This is a genomic window from Streptantibioticus ferralitis (assembly GCF_029223525.1).
GTDB classification, from domain to species: Bacteria; Actinomycetota; Actinomycetes; order Streptomycetales; family Streptomycetaceae; genus Streptantibioticus_A; species Streptantibioticus_A ferralitis.
Genome location: NZ_JARHTQ010000001.1, coordinates 101,398 through 121,337, shown reverse-complemented (window position 1 = coordinate 121,337; position 19,940 = coordinate 101,398). Strand labels below are relative to the sequence as shown.

At 70.9% G+C, this 19,940-nt stretch carries 13 protein-coding genes; 12 read left to right on the top strand and 1 reads right to left on the bottom strand.

The window, feature by feature from the left end:
* Positions 1–173: 173 nt before the first annotated feature.
* The 7 genes from gatC (at position 174) to P2L57_RS00525 (ending at position 9,680) form a co-directional block, all read left to right on the top strand.
* Entirely contained in the window at positions 174–470 is a 297-nt protein-coding gene (gene gatC, locus P2L57_RS00555) for an Asp-tRNA(Asn)/Glu-tRNA(Gln) amidotransferase subunit GatC (protein WP_275806413.1), read from the top strand.
* Between the two features lie 98 nt (positions 471–568).
* Complete coding sequence (gene gatA, locus P2L57_RS00550; RefSeq protein WP_275806411.1) at positions 569–2,062, top strand: Asp-tRNA(Asn)/Glu-tRNA(Gln) amidotransferase subunit GatA; 1,494 nt, start codon at positions 569–571, stop codon at positions 2,060–2,062.
* Positions 2,059–2,298, top strand: coding sequence for a hypothetical protein (locus P2L57_RS00545; RefSeq protein WP_275806409.1), 240 nt, complete (start codon positions 2,059–2,061; stop codon positions 2,296–2,298). The genes gatA and P2L57_RS00545 overlap by 4 nt, the downstream gene beginning before the upstream one ends.
* 24 nt (positions 2,299–2,322) lie before the next feature.
* A complete protein-coding gene (gene gatB / locus P2L57_RS00540; RefSeq protein WP_275806407.1) occupies positions 2,323–3,831 on the top strand; it encodes an Asp-tRNA(Asn)/Glu-tRNA(Gln) amidotransferase subunit GatB in 1,509 nt (502 codons plus the stop codon).
* Positions 3,832–4,068: 237 nt separating this feature from the next.
* On the top strand, positions 4,069–6,306 hold the full coding sequence (locus P2L57_RS00535) for an MMPL family transporter (protein WP_275806405.1): 2,238 nt from the start codon (positions 4,069–4,071) through the stop codon (positions 6,304–6,306).
* Between the two features lie 92 nt (positions 6,307–6,398).
* The gene (locus P2L57_RS00530) at positions 6,399–6,581 is read left to right on the top strand and encodes a hypothetical protein (RefSeq protein ID WP_275806403.1); all 183 of its coding nucleotides are present in this window, start codon (positions 6,399–6,401) and stop codon (positions 6,579–6,581) included.
* 69 nt (positions 6,582–6,650) lie between these two features.
* Complete coding sequence (locus P2L57_RS00525; RefSeq protein ID WP_275806401.1) at positions 6,651–9,680, top strand: helix-turn-helix transcriptional regulator; 3,030 nt, start codon at positions 6,651–6,653, stop codon at positions 9,678–9,680.
* Positions 9,681–10,247: 567 nt separating this feature from the next.
* Here the strand turns inward: P2L57_RS00525 and P2L57_RS00520 are convergent.
* Positions 10,248–11,240, bottom strand: a complete 993-nt coding sequence (locus P2L57_RS00520) for an aldo/keto reductase (RefSeq protein WP_275806399.1) — start codon at positions 11,238–11,240, stop codon at positions 10,248–10,250.
* A 151-nt stretch (positions 11,241–11,391) separates the two neighbouring features.
* Here P2L57_RS00520 and P2L57_RS00515 point away from each other — a divergent pair, with 151 nt between their 5' ends.
* The 5 genes from P2L57_RS00515 to ilvC all read left to right on the top strand — a co-directional run bounded on the left by P2L57_RS00515 (position 11,392) and on the right by ilvC (position 19,364).
* On the top strand, positions 11,392–12,333 hold the full coding sequence (locus P2L57_RS00515) for a 2-hydroxyacid dehydrogenase (RefSeq protein WP_372515561.1): 942 nt from the start codon (positions 11,392–11,394) through the stop codon (positions 12,331–12,333).
* Between the two features lie 315 nt (positions 12,334–12,648).
* Positions 12,649–15,558: a putative bifunctional diguanylate cyclase/phosphodiesterase gene (locus P2L57_RS00510; protein WP_275807565.1), complete on the top strand. Its 2,910-nt coding sequence runs from the start codon at positions 12,649–12,651 to the stop codon at positions 15,556–15,558.
* Positions 15,559–15,821: 263 nt separating this feature from the next.
* Complete coding sequence (locus P2L57_RS00505) at positions 15,822–17,699, top strand: acetolactate synthase large subunit (protein ID WP_275806397.1); 1,878 nt, start codon at positions 15,822–15,824, stop codon at positions 17,697–17,699.
* Between the two features lie 40 nt (positions 17,700–17,739).
* Entirely contained in the window at positions 17,740–18,267 is a 528-nt protein-coding gene (gene ilvN, locus P2L57_RS00500; protein WP_275806395.1) for an acetolactate synthase small subunit, read from the top strand.
* 98 nt (positions 18,268–18,365) lie between these two features.
* Positions 18,366–19,364 (top strand): ketol-acid reductoisomerase, encoded by a 999-nt coding sequence (ilvC, locus tag P2L57_RS00495; protein ID WP_275806393.1) that lies wholly within the window; start codon positions 18,366–18,368, stop codon positions 19,362–19,364.
* The last annotated feature ends 576 nt before the right edge of the window (positions 19,365–19,940 follow it).

Genomic DNA, 19,940 nt, shown 5'->3' with positions numbered 1-19,940 from the left:
CGGAGCCCGCGCCGCCCCGGTCCGTACCCTCCGCCCCGCGGGCGGCGGCGTGACCGGCGGCGCTGCCGGGGACCTCGCCGCCCGGCGGAAGGACAAACCGTTTCGCGGGTCGGGGGGCCGCCGCCATAGGATTGGCCGCGAAACCTACACACTCACCCCCTGAGGATCGCCGCATGCCTGGCATCACGCGCGAGGAGGTCGCCCACCTCGGCCGGCTGTCGCGTCTTGAGCTGAAGGTCGAAGAGCTCGATCACTTCGCCGCACAGCTCGACGAGATCATCGGCGCGGTCGCCCGCGTCTCCGAGGTGGCCGGCGAGGACGTACCGCCGACCTCGCACCCCCTGCCGCTCACCAACGTCATGCGCCCGGACACCGTCCGGCCGTCGCTGACCCCCGAGCAGGCCCTCTCCTGCGCCCCGGCACAGGAACAGCAGCGCTTCAAGGTGCCGCAGATCCTGGGGGAGGACTAAACCGTGAGCGACGTACGCGCGGCCGCCGGGCCGCACCCGACCACGAATGCCGCGCCTTCGCGCCGCGCGGGCGGAGAAGCGAACAGTAAGGCAGCGGCATGACCGACCTGACCAGGCTCACCGCGGCTGAGACCGCCGCGAAGATCGCCTCCGGTGAGACCTCCGCCGTGGAGGTCGCCAAGGCGCATCTGGACCGCATCGCCGCGATCGACGAGAAGGTGCACGCCTTCCTGCACGTGGACACCGAGGGCGCGCTGGCCGCCGCCCGCGCGGTGGACGGCAAGCGGGCCAAGGGCGAGAAGCTGGGCCCGCTTGCCGGTGTGCCGCTCGCGCTCAAGGACATCTTCACCACCGAGGGCGTGCCGACCACCGTCGGCTCCAAGATCCTCGAAGGGTGGATTCCGCCCTATGACGCGACGCTGACCCGCAAGCTCAAGGACGCGGGCATCGTCATCCTCGGCAAGACCAACATGGACGAGTTCGCCATGGGGTCCTCGACCGAGAACAGCGCCTACGGCCCCACCGGCAACCCGTGGGACCTCACCCGTATCCCGGGCGGTTCCGGTGGTGGATCCTCCGCCGCGCTCGCCTCCTTCCAGGCGCCGCTGGCGATCGGCACCGACACCGGCGGCTCGATCCGCCAGCCCGCGGCCGTGACCGGAACGGTCGGCGTCAAGCCGACCTACGGGGCGGTGTCCCGCTACGGCATGGTCGCCTTCTCCTCGTCGCTCGACCAGGGCGGGCCGTGCGCCCGTACGGTCCTGGACGCGGCGCTGCTGCACGAGGCGATCGCCGGGCACGACCCGCTGGACTCGACCTCCATCGACGCGCCGGTTCCGCCGGTGGTCGAGGCGGCGCGCAGCGGCGACGTCAGGGGCCTGCGGGTCGGCGTCGTCAAGGAGTTCGCCGGTGAGGGCTACCAGGCCGGTGTGATGGAGCGCTTCAACGACTCCGTGGAGATGCTGCGCGAGCTCGGTGCCGAGGTCGTCGAGGTCTCCTGCCCGTCGTTCACCTACGCGCTGGCCGCGTACTACCTGATCGCGCCGTCCGAGTGCTCATCGAACCTGGCCCGGTTCGACGGTCTGCGGTACGGGCTGCGCACCGGCGACGACGGCACCCGCAGTGCCGAGGAGGTCACCTCGCTCACCCGCGAGGCCGGCTTCGGCCCCGAGGTCAAGCGCCGCATCATGCTGGGCACTTACGCGCTCAGCTCCGGCTACTACGACGCCTACTACGGCTCGGCGCAGAAGGTCCGCACCCTCATCACCCGCGACTTCGAGCGGGCCTTCGGCGAGGTGGACGTCCTGGTCTCGCCGACCACCCCGACCACCGCGTTCCCGATCGGGGAGCGGGCGGACGACCCGATGGCGATGTACCTCGCCGACCTGTGCACCATCCCGGCGAACCTCGCGGGCAACGCGGCCATGTCGCTGCCGTGCGGACTGGCGCCGGAGGACGGTCTGCCGGTGGGCCTGCAGATCATCGCCCCCGCGCTGGCCGACGACCGGCTCTACCGGGTCGGCGCGGCGGTCGAGGCCGCGTTCACCGCCCGTTGGGGACACCCGCTGCTTGAGGAGGCACCGACTCTATGAGCACCGTGAAGAAGGTCAAGGGCTTCAAGAAGTCCAAGGCCGGCACCTACCTGCAGATCGGCACCTCGCTGTTCGGTGCGGTCTCCGTGATCAAGCAGCTGCGTACCGCGCGGAGCGAGAGCGACAGGCTCAAGCTCGTTGACGCGGTCGTGGGTGCGACGGCCATCGTCACCGGCGTGGCCCTGCTCGTACGCGATCTGCGCCGCCTTGACAGCGGCGATGTCCTCGCCGACTGACGGGTCAGAAAAGGGAAAGTTTCCGTGACTGTCACTGAAGACCTGGTGTCGTACGAGGACGCGCTGGCGGCCTTCGACCCCGTCATGGGCCTTGAGGTCCATGTCGAGCTGGGCACCAAGACGAAGATGTTCTGCGGCTGTTCCACCGAGCTGGGCGCACCGCCCAACTCGCAGACCTGCCCCACCTGCCTCGGCCTGCCCGGCTCGCTGCCGGTGGTCAACGCGGTCGGCGTGGAGTCCGCCGTCAAGATCGGTCTCGCGCTCAACTGCGAGATCGCCGAATGGTGTCGCTTCGCCCGGAAGAACTACTTCTATCCGGATATGCCGAAGAACTTCCAGACCTCGCAGTACGACGAGCCGATCGCCTTCAACGGCTATCTGGACGTCGACGTCGAGGGCGAGACCTTCCGGGTCGAGATCGAGCGCGCCCACATGGAGGAGGACACCGGCAAGTCCACCCACGTCGGCGGTGCGACGGGCCGTATCCATGGCGCCCAGCACTCGCTGCTGGACTACAACCGGGCCGGTATCCCGCTGATCGAGATCGTCACCAAGCCGATCGTCGGCGCCGGTGCCAAGGCCCCCGAGGTCGCCAAGGCGTACGTGGCCGAGCTGCGTGAGCTCATCAAGGCGCTCGGCGTCTCCGAGGCCCGGATGGAGATGGGCCAGATGCGCTGCGACGTCAACCTGTCGCTGCGGCCCATCGGCCGGGAGAAGTTCGGCACCCGCTCCGAGACGAAGAACGTCAACTCGCTGCGCAGCGTGGAGCGCGCCGTCCGGTTCGAGATCCAGCGGCACGCGGCCGTGCTCGGCGGCGGTGGCACGATCGTGCAGGAGACCCGGCACTTCCACGAGGAGGACGGCTCCACCACCTCGGGCCGGATCAAGGAAGAGGCCGAGGACTACCGGTACTTCCCCGAGCCGGACCTGGTCCCGGTCGCGCCGGCGCGCGAGTGGGTCGAGGAACTGCGGGCGACGCTGCCGGAGTTGCCGCGGGTGCGGCGGCAGCGCCTGCAGGCGGAGTGGGGCATCTCCGACCACGAGATGCAGTCGGTGCTGAACGCGGGCGCCATCGACCCGATCGTCGCGACGATCGACGCGGGCGCCCCGGCCGACCAGGCGCGCAAGTGGTGGATGGGCGAGTTGGCGCGCCGCGCCAACGAGTCCGGCACCGAGCTGAGCGCGCTGCCCATCACCGCGGCGCAGGTCGCCCGGGTCTGCGCGCTGGTCGCCGAGGGCACGCTCAACGACAAGCTGGCCCGCCAGGTCATCGAGGCCGTCCTGCTCGGTGAAGGCGACCCCGACCAGGTCGTCGAGCAGCGCGGTCTGGCCATCGTCTCCGACGACAGTGCGCTGGGCGCCGCCGTGGACGAGGCCATCGCGGCCAACCCCGGCGTCGCGGACAAGATCCGGGACGGCAAGGTCGCCGCGGCGGGCGCACTGGTCGGCGCGGTCATGAAGGCCACCCGCGGGCAGGCCGACGCGGCCAGGGCTCGTGAGCTGATCCTGGAGCGGCTGGGCGTCCAGGGCTGAGCTGTCCGTAGGCAACGGGGGCGGCGATCCGGTTCACCGGGTCGCCGCCCCCGTGTATGGGCTGGATAAGGCTCCGATGAAGGGCTGCTGAGAATTCCCGCCCGCATGTGTGAGGAAGCCCACGAAAGCCGCAAAGGATCTTTTTCGGCTGCCACAGTGGACCGCTGTACCCGAGGTTCTTTGAGGGCATTACCCCTGAAAGATCTGTTTGGTAGAGAAGTTCCAGGAAGCAGGGGAATGGCCGTACTCGCCCGGTGGTGTCTGCACCGCCGCCTAGCCGTCATCGTGCTCTGGCTCGCGGCGTTCGCCGGGCTCACCACGGCGGCCTTCGCCACCGGCTCCGCGTACTCCAGCAGCTACGACGTGCCGGGCACCGAAGCCGGTCGGGCGGCAGCGCTGCTGGGCAAGGCGTTCCCGGGTGCGGCGGGCTCGTCCGACACCATCGTCTGGCACTCCGCGCATGGCACGGTCCGCGCCGCCGCCGTCGAGCAGCGCGTCAGCCACGCGCTCGACCAGGTCTCCCATCTGCCCGGCGTCACCGGTGTCAGCAACCCGTACGGCACGGCGGCCAGGACGGCCGACGGCGGTGCCGCGCAGATCAGCCGGGACGGACACACCGCGTACGCCACCGTCACCTTCGCAAAGGACGCCGAGCACCTCAAGGCCGGCCAGGTACGGCAGGTGGTGGCCACCGCGAAGGCCGCGGCGACCAAGAACCTCCAGGTCGAGCTGGGCGGCGACGCCATCGCGCTCACCCAGCCGTCGAGCGGGCAGCTCAGCGAGGTCGTCGGGGTGGCGGTGGCCGCCGTCGTGCTCTTCGTGGCGTTCGGCTCACTGGCGGCGATGTGTCTGCCGATCGTGACCGCTGTGGTCAGCGTCGGCGCGGCCACGATGGGCATCCAACTGCTCAGCCATGTCATGAGCATCGCCAACTTCGCACCGATGCTCGGCACGTTGATCGGCCTTGGCGTCGGCATCGACTACGCGCTGTTCATCGTCACCCGGCACCGAAGGGGCCTACGGCGCGGGCTGGACGTCCAGGAGGCGGCGGAGCGTGCCGTCGCCACCTCGGGGCGTGCGGTGGTGTTCGCGGGCGGCACCGTGTGCGTGGCGGTGCTGGGCATGCTCGTGCTGCGGCTGAGCTTCCTCACCGGCGTCGCGATCGCGGCCGCGATGACCGTCCTGCTGACCGTCGCCGCCTCGGTCACCCTGCTGCCCGCGCTGCTTGGCATCATCGGCAAGTACGCGCTCAGCAAGCGCGAACGGCGGCGGCTCGCCGAACACGGACCGCAGCCGGAGCTGCCCACCGGCCTGGCCGCCCGCTGGTCGAGCTTCGTCGAACGCCACCCGAAACTGCTGGCCGGTGTGGCGGCAGTGGTCATGCTGACGCTGGCGGTGCCCGTGCTGTCGATGCGCCTGGGCACCTCCGACCAGGGCAACGACCCGGCGACCTCCACCACCCGCAAAGCGTACGACCTGGTCGCACACGGCTTCGGGCCGGGCGTCAACGGTCCGCTGCAGCTGGTCGCACAGACCGACGACGCGGCCGACAAGGTCGCGCTGGACAAGCTGACCGACACACTGCGTGACACCCACGGCGTCGCCTCGGTGGCCGCCGGGACCGCCCAGCGCTCCGGCGACGTCACGGTGCTGACCGTGGTGCCCAGCACCGCCCCGCAGTCCCAGGCCACCAGCGACCTGATCAACCGGCTGCGGCACGACGTGGTCCCGGCCGCCGAGGCGGGCACGGACCTTCGGGTGCAGGTGGGCGGTGTCACCGCGGGCTACGACGACTTCGCCTCCGTGATCGTCAGCAAGCTGCCGGTCTTCGTCGGCGTGGTGATCACGCTGGGCGGCGTGCTGCTGCTGCTCGCCTTCCGCAGCCTCGGCATCCCGCTGAAGGCCGCGCTGATGAACGTCGCCGCCGTCGCCTCGTCCTTCGGGGTGGTCGTGGCGATCTTCCAATGGGGCTGGGGCAGCGAACTGCTGGGCCTCGGCCGAGCCGGTCCCATCGAGCCGTTCCTACCGGTGATCATGGTGTCGGTGCTGTTCGGGCTCTCCATGGACTACCAGGTGTTCCTGGTGAGCCGGATGTACGAGGAGTGGCGCGAGACGCGCGACAACCGGCGGGCGGTACGGATCGGGCTGGCCGAGACCAGCCGGGTGATCAACTCGGCCGCGGTGATCATGATTTCGGTGTTCCTCGCGTTCGTGCTCAGCGGCGACCGGGTGATCGCGATGTTCGGCATCGGACTCGCGGCCGCGGTGGCGCTCGACGCCTTCGTCCTGCGCACCCTGCTGGTACCGGCGCTGATGCATCTGCTCGGTGGCGCCAACTGGTGGCTGCCCGGGTGGCTGGAGCGCAGACTGCCCCGGATCAGCATCGAGGCGCCCGAGGCTGAGGTGGCCCCGACGCCGCCTAAGGACCCCCAACCGCACGACGACCTGCGGCCTAAGGCACCCGACACCGCATAGATCGGGAAGTCGCCCGATGCGGCGCGGCCCCCTTGGGGACGAGGCTTGAGGCAGTTCGACAAGCCGAAGTCACCGAGTTCACAGGGGGAGTCATGTACTACTACGAGTCCGAGGCCCGGTCCCGCGCGGCCGAACTGCGGCAGGCCGCCTACCAGTGGCGGCAGGCCCAGGAGGCGCGGCAGGGGCGGGGCGGCCAGCCGCAGACCGCACCGGCGGCCCGCACAGGCGCGGTGGCCCGGCTGCGCTCTCTCATCCGTCCGCGCCTGGCCGCCTGACCCTTCGGTACGGTGACCGCCGTCCCGGTCCGCCGATCGAGGCCCACCGGATTGTCAGACCCCTGTGCGATGCTCAGCATCGTGCAGACGCAGTCCGTATCCCCGGTGTTCGTCGGCCGCATCCGCGAGCTGACCACGCTCGACGCCGCGCTCGCCCGCGCCCGCGCGGGCGAGCCGCAGGCGCTGATGATCGGCGGTGAGGCGGGGGTCGGCAAGACCCGGCTCATCGAGGAGTTCCTCGCCCGCTCCTGTGCGGCGGGCGCGGTCACCGCGATCGGCGGCTGCGTCGAAATGGGCGCCGACGGCCTGCCGTTCGCCCCGGTGGCCACCGTGCTGCGCGCCCTGCACCGGCAGCTCGGCGACGAGCTGGCCACCGCCGCCGCCGGACTGGAGGGCGAACTGGCCCGTCTACTGCCGGAGTTGGGCGAGGCCACCCGCGAAGCGCACAACGAGACCGGCCGGGTAAGGCTGTTCGAGCTGACCGCGCGGCTGCTCGAACGGCTCGCGGCGGACCGCACCCTCGTGGTCGCGATCGAGGACCTGCACTGGGCCGACAGCTCCACCCGTGAACTGCTCAGCTACCTCTTCCGCTCGCTGCACCGCGCCCATCTGGTCGTGGTCGTCACCTACCGCTCCGACGACATCCACCGCCGCCACCCGCTGCGGCCGTTCCTCGCCGAGCTCGACCGCATGCGCACCGTGCGCCGCATCGAGCTGTCCCGCTTCAACCGGGCCGAGGTGCAGGCCCAGATGGCCGGGATCAACGGCTCAGAACCCGGCCAGGCGCTGGTCGACCGGGTCTTCGAGCGCTCCGAGGGAAACGCGTTCTTCGTCGAGGAACTGGCCTGCAGCATCGCCCAGGGGTGCGAGACCGGGCTCAGCGAGTCGCTGCGCGACCTGCTGCTGGTACGGGTCGAGGCGCTGCCGGAGGACGCCGGGCGGGTGGTGCGGATCGCCGCCAAGGGCGGCTCCGAAGTGGAGTACCCACTGCTGGCGGCCGTGGCGGGACTGGGTGAGGACCAGTTGATCGAGGCGCTGCGGGACGCCGTTGGCGCCAACATCCTGCTGCCCACCGCGGATGGCGACGGCTACCGGTTCCGGCACGCCCTGGTCCGCGAGGCCGTCGTCGACGATCTGCTGCCCGGCGAGCGCACCCGCCTCAACCGGCGCTACGCCGAAGCCCTGGAGGCCGACCCCGGTCTGGTACGGGCCGATGAACGCGCCGCCCGGCTCGCCAGCTACTGGTACCACGCACACGACCCGGCCAAGGCGCTGCCCGCCGTGCTTGCCGCCTCCGTCGAGGCCCGCCGTCGATACGCCTACGCCGAGCAAATGCGGCTGCTGGAGCGGGCGTTGGAGCTGTGGGAGGACAATCCGCCGGAGATACGCCAGGCGCAGCGGCCCTTCGACTACGCAGAGGTGTACCCGGCCTGCGGCTGCGACGACCAGGCCCTGAGCCATCTCGACCTGCTCGCCGAGACGGTGGTCGCCGCCCATCTGTCCGGGCAGCGGGAGCGTGCGCTCGCCGTCATCAAACGGGCGCTGCGCGCGCTGGACGGCGGCGCCGATCCCCTGCGCGCCGCCTGGTTCTGGACCCAGCGCGGCAAGCTGATAGAGGGACTGGGCCGCGGCGACGGCTGGGCGGAACTCAGCCGCGCCCAGGAGCTGGTGCGCGGCCTGCCGCCGTCCGCCGTGCACGCCGACGTGCTGGCGCAGGTCGCTGGCTGGAGCATGATGCACGAGCCGGGGCCCGAGGCCTTCGTCACCGCGGAACGGGCGGTGGAGCTGGCCCGGTTGGTCGGCGCCGAGGGCACCGAACTGCACGCCCGCCTCACCCTCGGCTGGCTCAAGGTCGACTCCGGCGATGTCGCGGGCGGCCTGGCCGAGATGGCGGAGCTCTGCGAGCGGGTCACCGAACTCGGCAACGTCAGCGTGCTCGGCCGCGCCTACGTCAACTACGCCTCCGCCCTCGAAGGCGTCGGCCACTCCACCCAGGCGGTGGAGGCGGCGCTCAAGGGCGTCGAGGTGGTGCGCCGGTTCGGGCTGTCCGACGCCAGGGCGCGGTCGTACTGCAACCTCGCGGAGTCGCTGCTCTCACTCGGGCGCTGGGCCGAGGCCGAGGAAGCGGCGCTGGCCGCGCGCCGCCTGGCCGCCGGCGCCAAGCCCCGGGCCACCGCCGCCAGTCGGCTCGCCGAACTCGCCCTGGGCCGCGGCGAGCTGGACGCCGCCGAGCGGGAACTGACGGTCGCCCGCGAGCACTACGGCACCCATGATCCGCAGCCGCAGTACACCATCCCCGTACTCCGGCACACCCTCAGCCTCGCGGCGGCCCGCGGCCGGATCAAGGACGTCCGCGCCGCGCTGGACGAAGCGCTCGCGGCGGGCTTCCCACCGGGTGCGCAGCGCTACGCCTGGCCGCTGCTGCTCTCGGCGGCCAGCGCCGAGGCGGACGCCCGCGGACTGCCCGCCGCCGAACCGGACCGTGCCGAGGTCCTCGGCCGCATACGGACCGCGGCCCGGCGGCTGCCCGGCCGACTTCCGGTATGGGACGCGCACGCCCGCCTGGTGGACGCCGAACTGCTGCGCGCCGAAGGCCGGGACACCGCCGAGCTCTGGGCGGAGGTCACCGCGGCCGTCGAACCCGTCGAGCGCCCCTACCAGTTGGCGCTGGCCCAGTACCGCTGGGCGGAGGCGCTGCTCGCCCCCGGCACGGACGGCGCGGACCGGCAGTGCGCCGCGCGGCCGCTCGCCCTGGCACACGCAGCCGCCGAGCGCATCGGCGCCGGTCCGCTGCGCGAGGGCATCGAGCTGCTGGCCAGGCGCGCCCGGCTGCCGCTGGGCGAGCCGCTCCCCGACAACGAGCCCGAACCGGCGGAGGAGTTGGGCCTCACGCCGCGCGAACGCGATGTGCTGCGCCTTGTCGCGGCGGGGCAGAGCAATCGCCGTATCGCCGAGGAGCTGTTCATCTCGCCGAAGACGGCGAGCGTCCATGTCTCCAACATCCTGGCCAAGTTGGGCGTCTCGGGCCGGGGCGAGGCGGCGGCCCTGGCACACCGGCTGCGGCTGTTCACCGCGGAGTCGGCGACCGCGGCCAACTGACGGCGGCGGGAGGCGCGTGCCCCCACGGGGGTGGGGCGCGCGTCCCCGCCGCGACAGTGCCTGTCGGGCGGGCCTCGGCCATGAGGCCGCCCGCGCACCGCCGGGGTGTTGTGGGTTGGGGCGGCCTGCTGGCGGCCGGTTCACGCCGTTGTGGTTGCCGGCCGTCGTGGCGGGGTTCTGGTACCGCTCGCCTGGGCGCGGAGGATCTCTTACCAGTGCCACGGCGCGTGGTCCCACGGTGCGGACCGGGAGTGCCGAACGGCCGTAACTCGCCGGGGTGTTGTGCATTGGGGCGGCGTGCTGGCGGCCGGTTCACGCCGTTGTGGTTGCCGGCCGTCGCGGCGGGGTTCTGGTACTGCTCGCCTGGGCGCGGAAGGTCTCCTACCAGCGCCACGGCGCGGACCGGCGGTGCCCCTCCGTGGGAGCTCCAGTCGGGGCAGGCTCCCCACGCCCTGGGGGTTTGGGGGCTTGCCCCCAAGAAAGGCCCGTCGCGACGGCGAGTGACCACGACGGTGCGGCCCGGCGGTACCGCACCACCCGCAACCACCGGCCGCCCCGGGCGAACGCTCAGTCCCAAGACCCCTTGGCGGGCGGCAAGGTCGCGATTTCCGCGAGGTCGTCGGCGGTCAGCCGCAGCGCCGCCGCGGCGGCGTTCTCCCGCGTCCAGTGGGACTTCTTCGTACCCGGTACCGGCACCACATGCCGCCCCTGGGCCAGCACCCAGGCGAGGGCGACCTGGCCGGGGGTCGCCTCGTACCGGGCGGCTATTCGCCGCAGACCAGCCACGATGGGCTGGTTCGCGGCCATCATCTCGGCCGTGAACCGCGGGTGCCGGGCCCGGACATCGTCCGGTTCGAAGCCCTGACCCGGGGTGAGCGTGCCGGTCAGGAAGCCGTTGCCCAGCGGCATCGCGGCGATGAGGCCGATTCCGCGCGCCGTGCACCACGGAAGCAGTTCGTCCAGCGCCTCCGGTGCCCACACCGACAGCTCGGCCTGCACACAGCTGACCGGGAACACCTGCTGTGCCCGCCCCAGTTGGCGCACCGTCTCGGCGTGCAGCCCCGTGCCGTTGCGCCGGTTGCCGCGTGCGCCCACCGCGCACAACCCGAGCGAACGCACCTTCCCCACGGCGACCAGTTCCGCCATCGCGCCCCAGGTCTCCTCGATCGGCACCTCGGGGTCGACCCGGTGCAGCTGGTACAGGTCGATCACATCGGTCTGCAGCCGCCGTAGCGAGGCGTCGCAGGCCCGCCTGATGTAGCCGGGGCGGCCGTTGGCCACGATGTGCTGGTCGCCGACGAGCAGCCCGCACTTGGTCGAGACGAAGACGTCGCTCCGCCGCTCCTTCAACACCCGCCCCACCAGTAGCTCATTGGTGAACGGGCCGTACATGTCGGCCGTGTCGATCAGCGACACCCCGGCGTCGAGCGCCGCGTGTACGGCCCGTAGCGAGCCCTCGCCCTCCTGCTGCGAAGTGGTGTACGCCCAGCTCATCGGCATGCAACCCAGCCCCACCGCGCCCACTTCAAGGACTGCCGCACCGATTGTCCTGCGCTCCACCTGGCCCCGTCCTCCTCGTCATCCCCTCCCCGTCACCCCACCACCACACTCAGCGAAGACGCTTCGCGTAGCGGTTGACCCGGAGGCGAACCCCAAGGTAACGCCCTTGTGGCGGGCGCGGTCGTACAGGCTGTCGCATAGCCTCCTGAACATGGTGCGAAGCGTGAACATCCCCCTGACGGTATGGCTGCCGATCGACCCCGCCGCCATCGACGGGCTCCCCGAGGGGCCGCAGTACGTGTACTGGGACGGCGAGGACGAGTTCCCCGCCGATCCGCGCGACATCGACTTCTACGTACCGCCGTACATGCGCGGCGCCGAGATCGCCACCCGGCCGCTGCGGCACGGCGCCCGGCCGCGCGTCGTACAGACGCTCACCGCCGGGATCGACCACGTACAGGACCATGTGCCGCCGGACGCGGTGCTGTGCAACGCGCGCGGGGTGCACGACGCCAGCACCGCCGAGCTCGCCGTCACCCTCACCCTCGCCTCGCTGCGCGGCATCCCCCGCTTCGTACGGGGTCAGGACGGCGAGAAGTGGTACGCCGGGATGTATCCGGCGCTCGCCGACAAGACCGTCCTCATCGTCGGCTACGGTGCGATCGGCGCCGCCGTCGAGGACCGGCTCGCCCCCTTCGAGTGCCAGGTGGTGCGGGTCGCACGCTCGGCGCGCGACACCGAACGCGGTCCGGTGCACGCCGTGACGGAGCTGCCGGACCTGCTGCCCGGCGTCGATGTGGTGATCCTGGTGACACCGCTGACCGAGGAGACCCGCAACCTGGTCAACGCCGGCTTCCTGGCCCGGCTGCCGGACGGCGCGCTACTGGTCAACGTGGGGCGCGGCGGCGTCGTGGACACCAAGGCGCTGCTGGGCGAGTTGGAGTCCGGACGGTTGTGCGCCGCGCTCGACGTCACCGATCCGGAACCGCTTCCTCCGGGGCATCCGCTGTGGCACGCGCCGGGCGTACTCATCACCCCGCATGTGGGTGGTAGTTCCTCGGCGTTCCCGCCGCGCGCCGGGCGCTTGCTGTGTGGGCAACTGCGCCGCTACCTCACCGGGGAGCCGCTACACAACATCATCAGCGCCCCCTGAGCACCCGAAGATCTGACCGAACGGCACCAGATGAACACGCTCTGAAACCGCCATCATCCGCCTGGTTACGCTGTGTAGAGAAGGTATGTCCCTGAGTGACGAGTCTGGTGTATTGTCCCGAGCGGGGGTGCGCCGAACAGGCCACGCTGCGGCCCAGGCGCGCACCGGAAACGAACTACGCGCACCGGTACGAAGAGTCCGATCGGTAGCCGACACCGGACGCTTCAGGACGCGAGGGGGATGACGGGCGATGTGCGGCCAATGGAGACTCACACCGGTACGGACACACCGCCGAGTGCGGTGCCGGGCGGTCGGGTGAGCGCGTCCGGGGCGGTGCTCTCCGGTCCCGCCGCTGCCAGCGGCCGGACGGCACTCGTGCCCCAACTCCTCGTTGCCGTGCTCTGCGGCGGATACGCCACCGGTGCCGCCCTCGGCTGGGGCACGCCCACGCTCGCGCAGTTCATGGGCGACTTCGGGCTGTCCGCCGCCGCGCTGACCGCCAGCGTCTCCTGCCTGTGGTACTCGCGTGCCGTTCCTGGCCGAAACCGGCCCGCCTGGGTGCTGTTCGCCATCTCCTCCGCGATGGTCGCGGCGGGCAACGGCGTCTGGGGATGGTACGAGGTCGTACTGCGCGAGGCCGTACCGCGTGCCTCCGCCGCCGACTTCTGCTTCCTGATGTTCGCTCCACCGGCCATCATCGGTCTGCTGGTGCTCGCCAAACGCCCGGTGAACAGGGCGGGTTGGATCTGCCTCGGCCTTGACGCCTGGCTGATCGGCGGCTCGCTGCTGACCTTGACCTGGAGCCTGGCGCTCGCCCGTACCGCGCAGTGGGACGGCCGCAGTACGGCCAGAATCGCGCTGTCGCTGGCCTATCCGGTACTCGACATCATGCTGGTGTCCCTGGTCCTCGTGCTGCACTTCCGGCGCTCCTCGGCCAACCGGTCGGCGGTGAACACCGCGATCGCCGCGCTCGCCCTGACCGTTGTGTGCGACGCGCTGTTCACCTCTCCGCTGCTGCGTGAGCACTACCGCTCGGGGCAGATCCTGGACGCGGGCTGGTTCGCCGGGAGCATACTGCTGGCGTACGCGCCGTGGGTCGGCAAGCGCGAGACCAGCCGCCGCACGGCGCCACCGCGCGGCTCCCCGGACCGCAGGGGCAGCGGTTCACTCGGCGCGCTCACCCCGTACCTCGCGGCCGCCGTCTGTACGTTGGGCATCCTCTACAACGTGCTCAACGGCCGGAAGATCGACCGGGTCGTCCTGTTCACCGGCTGTACGGTCGCCCTCGTCCTGGTCGCACGCCAGGGCATCATGCTGCTCGACAACATCGCCCTCACCCAGGAACTGGCGCAGAAGGAGAACCACTTCCGCTCCCTGGTCCAAGGGTCCAGCGATGTCATCATGATCGCCGCGAACACCGGCGTGCTGCGGTATGTGAGCCCCGCCGCCAAGGGGGTCTACGGCCGTGACGCCGAGCAGATGGTGGGTACCGAACTCGCCTCGCACATCCATCCGGAGGACCTCGGCAGAGTGCTGCACGAGGTACGGCGCTTCCTCGCCGCGCCACCCTCCGAGGAGCCCGCCACCCGTATCGAGTGCCGGATCCGCTCAGGCGACGGCGGCTGGCTCAACGTGGAGTCCTCCGTCAACCGGTACCAGGGCGGCCTGATCTTCAACAGCCGCGATGTGACCGAACGGGTGCGGCTGCAGGCCCAGTTGCAGCACAACGCCTCCCACGACCCGCTCACCGACCTGCCCAACCGCGCGCTGTTCTCCGAGCGGGTACGCCAGGCGCTAGGCGGCCGCCGAGCCGACGACGGCGACGCCGCCGTGCTCTACATCGACCTGGACGGCTTCAAGGCGGTCAACGACACCGTCGGCCACCAGGCGGGGGACGAACTCCTCATCCAGGCGGCCCGCAGGCTCCAAGAGTCGGTCCGGGCGGGCGACACGGCGGCACGGTTGGGCGGCGATGAATTCGCCGCCCTCATCTGTGGTGGCAAGGGCGAGCGGCACGTGCGCGAGCAGCAGATAGTGGAGATCGCCGAACGGCTGCGGCTCACCCTCTCCGAGCCGTACGCGGTCCTCGCCGGTTCCGCGGCGCGCGGCGCCTCCGCCGAGGGGCATGGCGGCACAGAGCGGAACGCCTCCCCCGAGCACGGCGGGCCGAGGGTCGGGGAGACCACCGTGCGGGTGGCGGCCAGCATCGGCGTCGCCTTCGCCGGGCCGGGCATCGGCCCGGCCGAGCTGATGCGCAACGCCGACCTGGCGATGTACCGGGCGAAGTCCGCCGGGAAGAACCGGGTTGAGCTGTACGCGCCGCAGATGCAAGCCGAGGTGGCGCGCCGTGCGGAACTGGCCGAGCGGCTGCGAACCGCCCTGGACAGGGGCGAGTTCACGCTGCTTCACCAGCCTGTGGTGGACCTGGAGAGCGGGGTCGTCGACGCCGTCGAGGCGCAGGCCCGCTGGCGCTCCGCGCAGGGCATCCTGTTCACTCCGGCCGAGTTCCTGCGGCTGGCCGACAGTCGGCGGGAGGCGGACGAGGACCGCGTCGAGGTCAGCCGCTGGATGCTGGAGCAGGCCGTCGAACAGGCGGCACACCGGCACCGCCTGGGGCACCGGGTGCCGGTTTCGGTGCGGATGTCCGCGCGTCGGCTGATGGGCCGCGATCTGCCGCCCAAGAGCGTGGAGTCGCTGCTGGCCCGCCATGAGCTACCGGCCGGCGCGCTGGTGCTGGCGCTCACCGGCCATGATCCGCGGATCTGCCTGGACGAGTTGGAGCGGCGGCTGATCGCACTGCGCCGGGCGGGGGTGACGATCGCGCTGGAGGGCTTCGGCACCGGATACGCGGGCATGCTCGCGCTACGCCGGCTTCCGGTCGACGTCCTGCGGCTGGACCGGGCCTTCACCGCGGATCTGGTGGAGTCGGCCCGAGTACACAAGATCACTGCCGGGCTGCTGCGGATCGCCCGCGATCTGGGTCTGCGGTCGGTCGCCGACGGGGTGGACCGGCCGGAACAGGTGGTGGCGTTGCGCGAGATGGGGTGTACGCACGGGCAGGGCATGGCGTTCGCCGGGCCGCTGGACGAACCGCGGTTGCGCGGCTCGCTGGCCCGCGGCGGCTATCCGGTACCGATGTGCGCTGAACGGGACGTCGTACCGGCGGGTAGCGGACTGGGACTCAGGGGGGTGTCCCCTGACCAGCCGAATACCGCGCTCACATAAGAGCACCACGCTCACATAATGAGACGACCGTCCCACCCACTTGACACTGATGTCCAAGGGGGAGGAGGGTCGGAGCCATGCGCACCCGAATTCTCGTACTTGGAAAGCGCGTCGGCTGATCCGGGGCCACTCACCCGCCCCGATGACAGCACCGGCGCGCTCCCCTCGCTTGCCTAACGGCACGAGGGGTTTTTTGTTGCACTGGCACCTACCGCCCCTCATACCATTGAGCCGGGGCGGCCTCTTCGAGAAGAGAAACGCAGATGACCGAGCAGGCCACTGGGGCCCACCATCCGCAGCCGCGGGCCCGCAGCGCGGCACAGGCAGCACAGCCCGTCACCGAGCATGTGACGGGTGCCCAGTCCCTCATCCGCTCTCTGGAGGAAGTCGGCGCCGACACCGTATTCGGCATTCCCGGCGGGGCCATCCTTCCCGCCTACGACCCGATGTTCGACTCGAAGCGCGTGCGCCACATCCTCGTCCGCCATGAGCAGGGCGCGGGCCACGCCGCCACCGGCTACGCGCAGGCCACCGGCAAGGTCGGCGTCTGCATGGCCACCTCGGGCCCCGGTGCCACCAACCTGGTGACCCCGATCGCCGACGCGCACATGGACTCGGTGCCGCTGGTCGCGATCACCGGCCAGGTCAGCTCCAAGTCGATCGGTACGGACGCCTTCCAGGAGGCGGACATCTGCGGCATCACCATGCCGATCACCAAGCACAACTTCCTGGTGACCAAAGCCGAGGACATCCCGCACACCATCGCCGAGGCGTTCCACATCGCCGCCACCGGCCGCCCGGGCCCGGTGCTGGTCGACATCGCCAAGGACGCGCTGCAGGCGCAGACCGTCTTCACCTGGCCGCCGCAGACCGACCTGCCCGGCTACCGGCCGGTGACCAAGCCGCACGCCAAGCAGATCCGCGAGGCCGCCAGGCTCATCGCCGAGGCCAAGCGGCCGGTGCTCTACGTCGGCGGCGGTGTGCTGAAGGCGCACGCCACCGAGGAACTGCGGATCCTCGCCGAACTGACCGGCGCCCCGGTCACCACCACGCTGATGGCGCTGGGCGCCTTCCCCGACAGCCACCCGCAGCACGTCGGCATGCCCGGTATGCACGGCGCGGTCTCCGCGGTCACCGCCCTGCAGAAGGCCGATCTGCTGGTCGCGCTCGGCGCCCGGTTCGACGACCGCGTCACCGGCCGGGTGGACACCTTCGCCCCGTTCGCCAAGATCGTGCACGCCGATGTCGACCCGGCCGAGATCGGCAAGATCAGGGCCGCGGATGTGCCGATCGTCGGTGACGCCCGCGAGGTCATCGCCGATCTGATCGTCGCCGTCCAGGCGGAGCACGAGGCGGGCCACCGCGGTGACTACGCGGAATGGTGGGGACAGATCGACTCGTGGCGCAAGACGTACCCGCTCGGCTACGACCTGCCCGAGGACGGCAGCCTCTCCCCGCAGCAGGTCATCGAGCGCATCGGCAGGCTCGCACCGGAGCACACCATCTACGCGGCCGGTGTCGGCCAGCACCAGATGTGGGCCTCGCAGTACATCAACTACGAGAAGCCGTACACCTGGTTGAACTCCGGTGGCGCCGGCACCATGGGCTACGCGGTCCCGGCCGCGATGGGCGCCAAGGCGGGCATGCCGGAGGCGACGGTCTGGGCGATCGACGGCGACGGCTGCTTCCAGATGACCAATCAGGAACTGGTCACCTGCGCACTGAACAACATCCCGATCAAGGTCGCCATCATCAACAACGGCGCCCTGGGCATGGTCCGCCAGTGGCAGACCCTCTTCTACAACGAGCGCTACTCCAACACCGTGCTGCACTCCGGCCCGACAGAGTCCGATAGCGGCTCCGCCGCGGGCGCGGAGAAGGCGGCCGGCCTCGGCACCCGCACCCCCGACTTCGTCAAGCTCGCCGAGGCGATGGGCTGCGTGGGCATCCGCTGTGAGGATCCGGCCGACCTCGACGCCGTGATCGAGAGGGCCAACTCCATCAACGACCGGACCGTGGTGGTGGACTTCATCTGCCACGAGGACGCGATGGTCTGGCCGATGGTCGCCGCCGGTACCTCCAACGACGAGGTCATGGCCGCACGCGGGGTCCGCCCGGACTTCGGCGACATGGATGACTGAGACCAGGACCGAGAGAAGAAGCGAAGGAAGTCCCGCCGTTATGTCCAAGCACACGCTCTCCGTCCTGGTGGAGAACAAGCCAGGTGTTCTGGCCCGGATCACCGCGCTGTTCTCGCGCCGCGGCTTCAACATCGACTCGCTCGCCGTCGGCACCACGGAGCACCCCGACATCTCCCGCATCACCATCGTGGTCAACGTGGTGGAGGAGCTTCCGCTGGAGCAAGTGACCAAGCAGCTCAACAAGTTGATCAACGTACTCAAGATCGTCGAGCTTGAGCCGTCAACGGCGGTGCACCGGGAACTCGTTCTGGTGAAGGTTCGTGCCGACAACGAGACCCGTTCGCAGATCACCGAGATCGTCTCGCTGTTCCGCGCCAAGACCGTGGACGTCTCACCGGAGGCGGTCACCATCGAGGCCACCGGCGGCGCCGAGAAGCTGGAAGCTCTGCTGAAGATGCTGGAGCCGTTCGGGATCAAGGAACTGGTCCAGTCCGGCACCATCGCCATAGGCCGGGGCGCCCGCTCCATCACCGACCGCTCGCTGCGCGCCCTGGACCGGAGCGCGTAAGCGGTCGTAGACCGCATGGCGAGACCCGAAGACCCATTTGCGCCCACCGGCATACGGTGGGAAGCACAACCTTCACATCAGCCAAGGAGAAGTCCCAAGTGGCCGAGCTGTTCTACGACGAAGACGCCGACCTGTCCATCATCCAGGGCCGCAAGGTCGCGGTTCTCGGCTACGGAAGCCAGGGCCACGCCCACGCGCTGTCGCTGCGCGACTCGGGCGTCGACGTGCGCGTCGGCCTCCCCGAGGGCTCCAGGTCGCGAGTGAAGGCCGAGGAGCAGGGGCTGCGCGTGGTCACCCCGGCGGAGGCCGCCGCCGAGGCCGACGTGATCATGGTCCTGGTGCCGGACCCGATCCAGGCCAAGGTCTACCAGGAGTCCATCAAGGACAACCTCAAGGACGGCGACGCGCTGTTCTTCGGGCACGGCTTCAACATCCGCTTCGACCTGATCAAGCCCCCGGCGAACGTGGACGTGTGCATGGTCGCCCCCAAGGGCCCGGGCCACCTGGTCCGCCGCCAGTACGAGGAGGGCCGCGGCGTTCCGTGCATCGTCGCGGTGGAGCAGGACGCGAGCGGCAACGCGTTCGCGCTCGCGCTGTCGTACGCCAAGGGCATCGGCGGCACCCGGGCCGGTGTCATCAAGACCACCTTCACCGAGGAGACCGAGACCGACCTCTTCGGCGAGCAGGCGGTGCTGTGCGGTGGCGCGTCCGCGCTGGTCAAGGCAGGTTTCGAGACCCTGGTCGAGGCGGGCTACCAGCCGGAGATCGCGTACTTCGAGTGCCTCCACGAGCTGAAGCTGATCGTGGACCTGATGTACGAGGGCGGTCTGGAGAAGATGCGCTGGTCGGTCTCGGAGACCGCCGAGTGGGGTGACTACGTCACCGGCCCGCGCATCATCAACGACGCCACCAAGGCGGAGATGAAGAAGGTGCTCGGCGAGATCCAGGACGGTACGTTCGCCAAGAACTGGATCAACGAGTACAACGCCGGTCTGCCCAAGTACAACGAGTACAAGAAGGCCGACAGCGACCACCTGCTGGAGACCACCGGCAAGAGGCTGCGCCAGCTGATGAGCTGGGTGGACGACGAGGCGTAACGCCTCCGGCGCGGTACCCGAAATCCGGGGGCCCCGCCCCCGGATCCCCACCGGGCCCCGGGCGAGGGCCCGGGCCGGGGGCCAAACCCCCGCCGGGGGCTGCGCCCCCTTGCGGCTCCTTCAAGGGCTACGTCCTGGGGGCGACGCGGGGCCGTGCCGGGGGGCTGCGCCCCAGCCCCCCTCAACGGTTGCAGCCCCGGTAGGGCTGGGGGATGCGTTCTCCGGCCGAGCCTGGGGCTGCCTCCTGCGGGCCGTGCCGGGGGGCTGCGTCCTCGACCCGCTGGGGTGCGGTGTGGGGCCGTGGTCCGGAGGGGGCGGGGCCCCGTGCCAGAATCTCGGCGGCTGCGCCGCTTGATCCGCTTCCATGGCTGCGCCTGGGGTGCGATGTGGGGCTGTGGTCCGGAGGAGGGGCGGGGCCTCGCCCCGGAACCCGCCGGGGTGCTGCGTCCTCGGGTCCCCCCGGGCCCCGCGCCCCCGCGACCCCCTTCTACCGCTGCGGCCGGGCGTGACGCGGCTCCGCTTGGGCTGTGCCCATCGAGCGGGGCGGGGGGAGTGACCCTGGGCCTGAGGGGCCGC

Coding starts and splice junctions, on each gene's coding strand:
- gatA (WP_275806411.1), top strand. CDS start 569: ATGACCGACCTGACCAGGCTCACCGCGGCTGAGACCGCCGCGAAGATC.
- P2L57_RS00535 (WP_275806405.1), top strand. CDS start 4,069: ATGGCCGTACTCGCCCGGTGGTGTCTGCACCGCCGCCTAGCCGTCATC.
- P2L57_RS00515 (WP_372515561.1), top strand. CDS start 11,392: ATGGTGCGAAGCGTGAACATCCCCCTGACGGTATGGCTGCCGATCGAC.
- gatC (WP_275806413.1), top strand. CDS start 174: ATGCCTGGCATCACGCGCGAGGAGGTCGCCCACCTCGGCCGGCTGTCG.
- ilvN (WP_275806395.1), top strand. CDS start 17,740: ATGTCCAAGCACACGCTCTCCGTCCTGGTGGAGAACAAGCCAGGTGTT.
- P2L57_RS00545 (WP_275806409.1), top strand. CDS start 2,059: ATGAGCACCGTGAAGAAGGTCAAGGGCTTCAAGAAGTCCAAGGCCGGC.
- P2L57_RS00505 (WP_275806397.1), top strand. CDS start 15,822: ATGACCGAGCAGGCCACTGGGGCCCACCATCCGCAGCCGCGGGCCCGC.
- P2L57_RS00525 (WP_275806401.1), top strand. CDS start 6,651: ATGCTCAGCATCGTGCAGACGCAGTCCGTATCCCCGGTGTTCGTCGGC.
- P2L57_RS00530 (WP_275806403.1), top strand. CDS start 6,399: ATGTACTACTACGAGTCCGAGGCCCGGTCCCGCGCGGCCGAACTGCGG.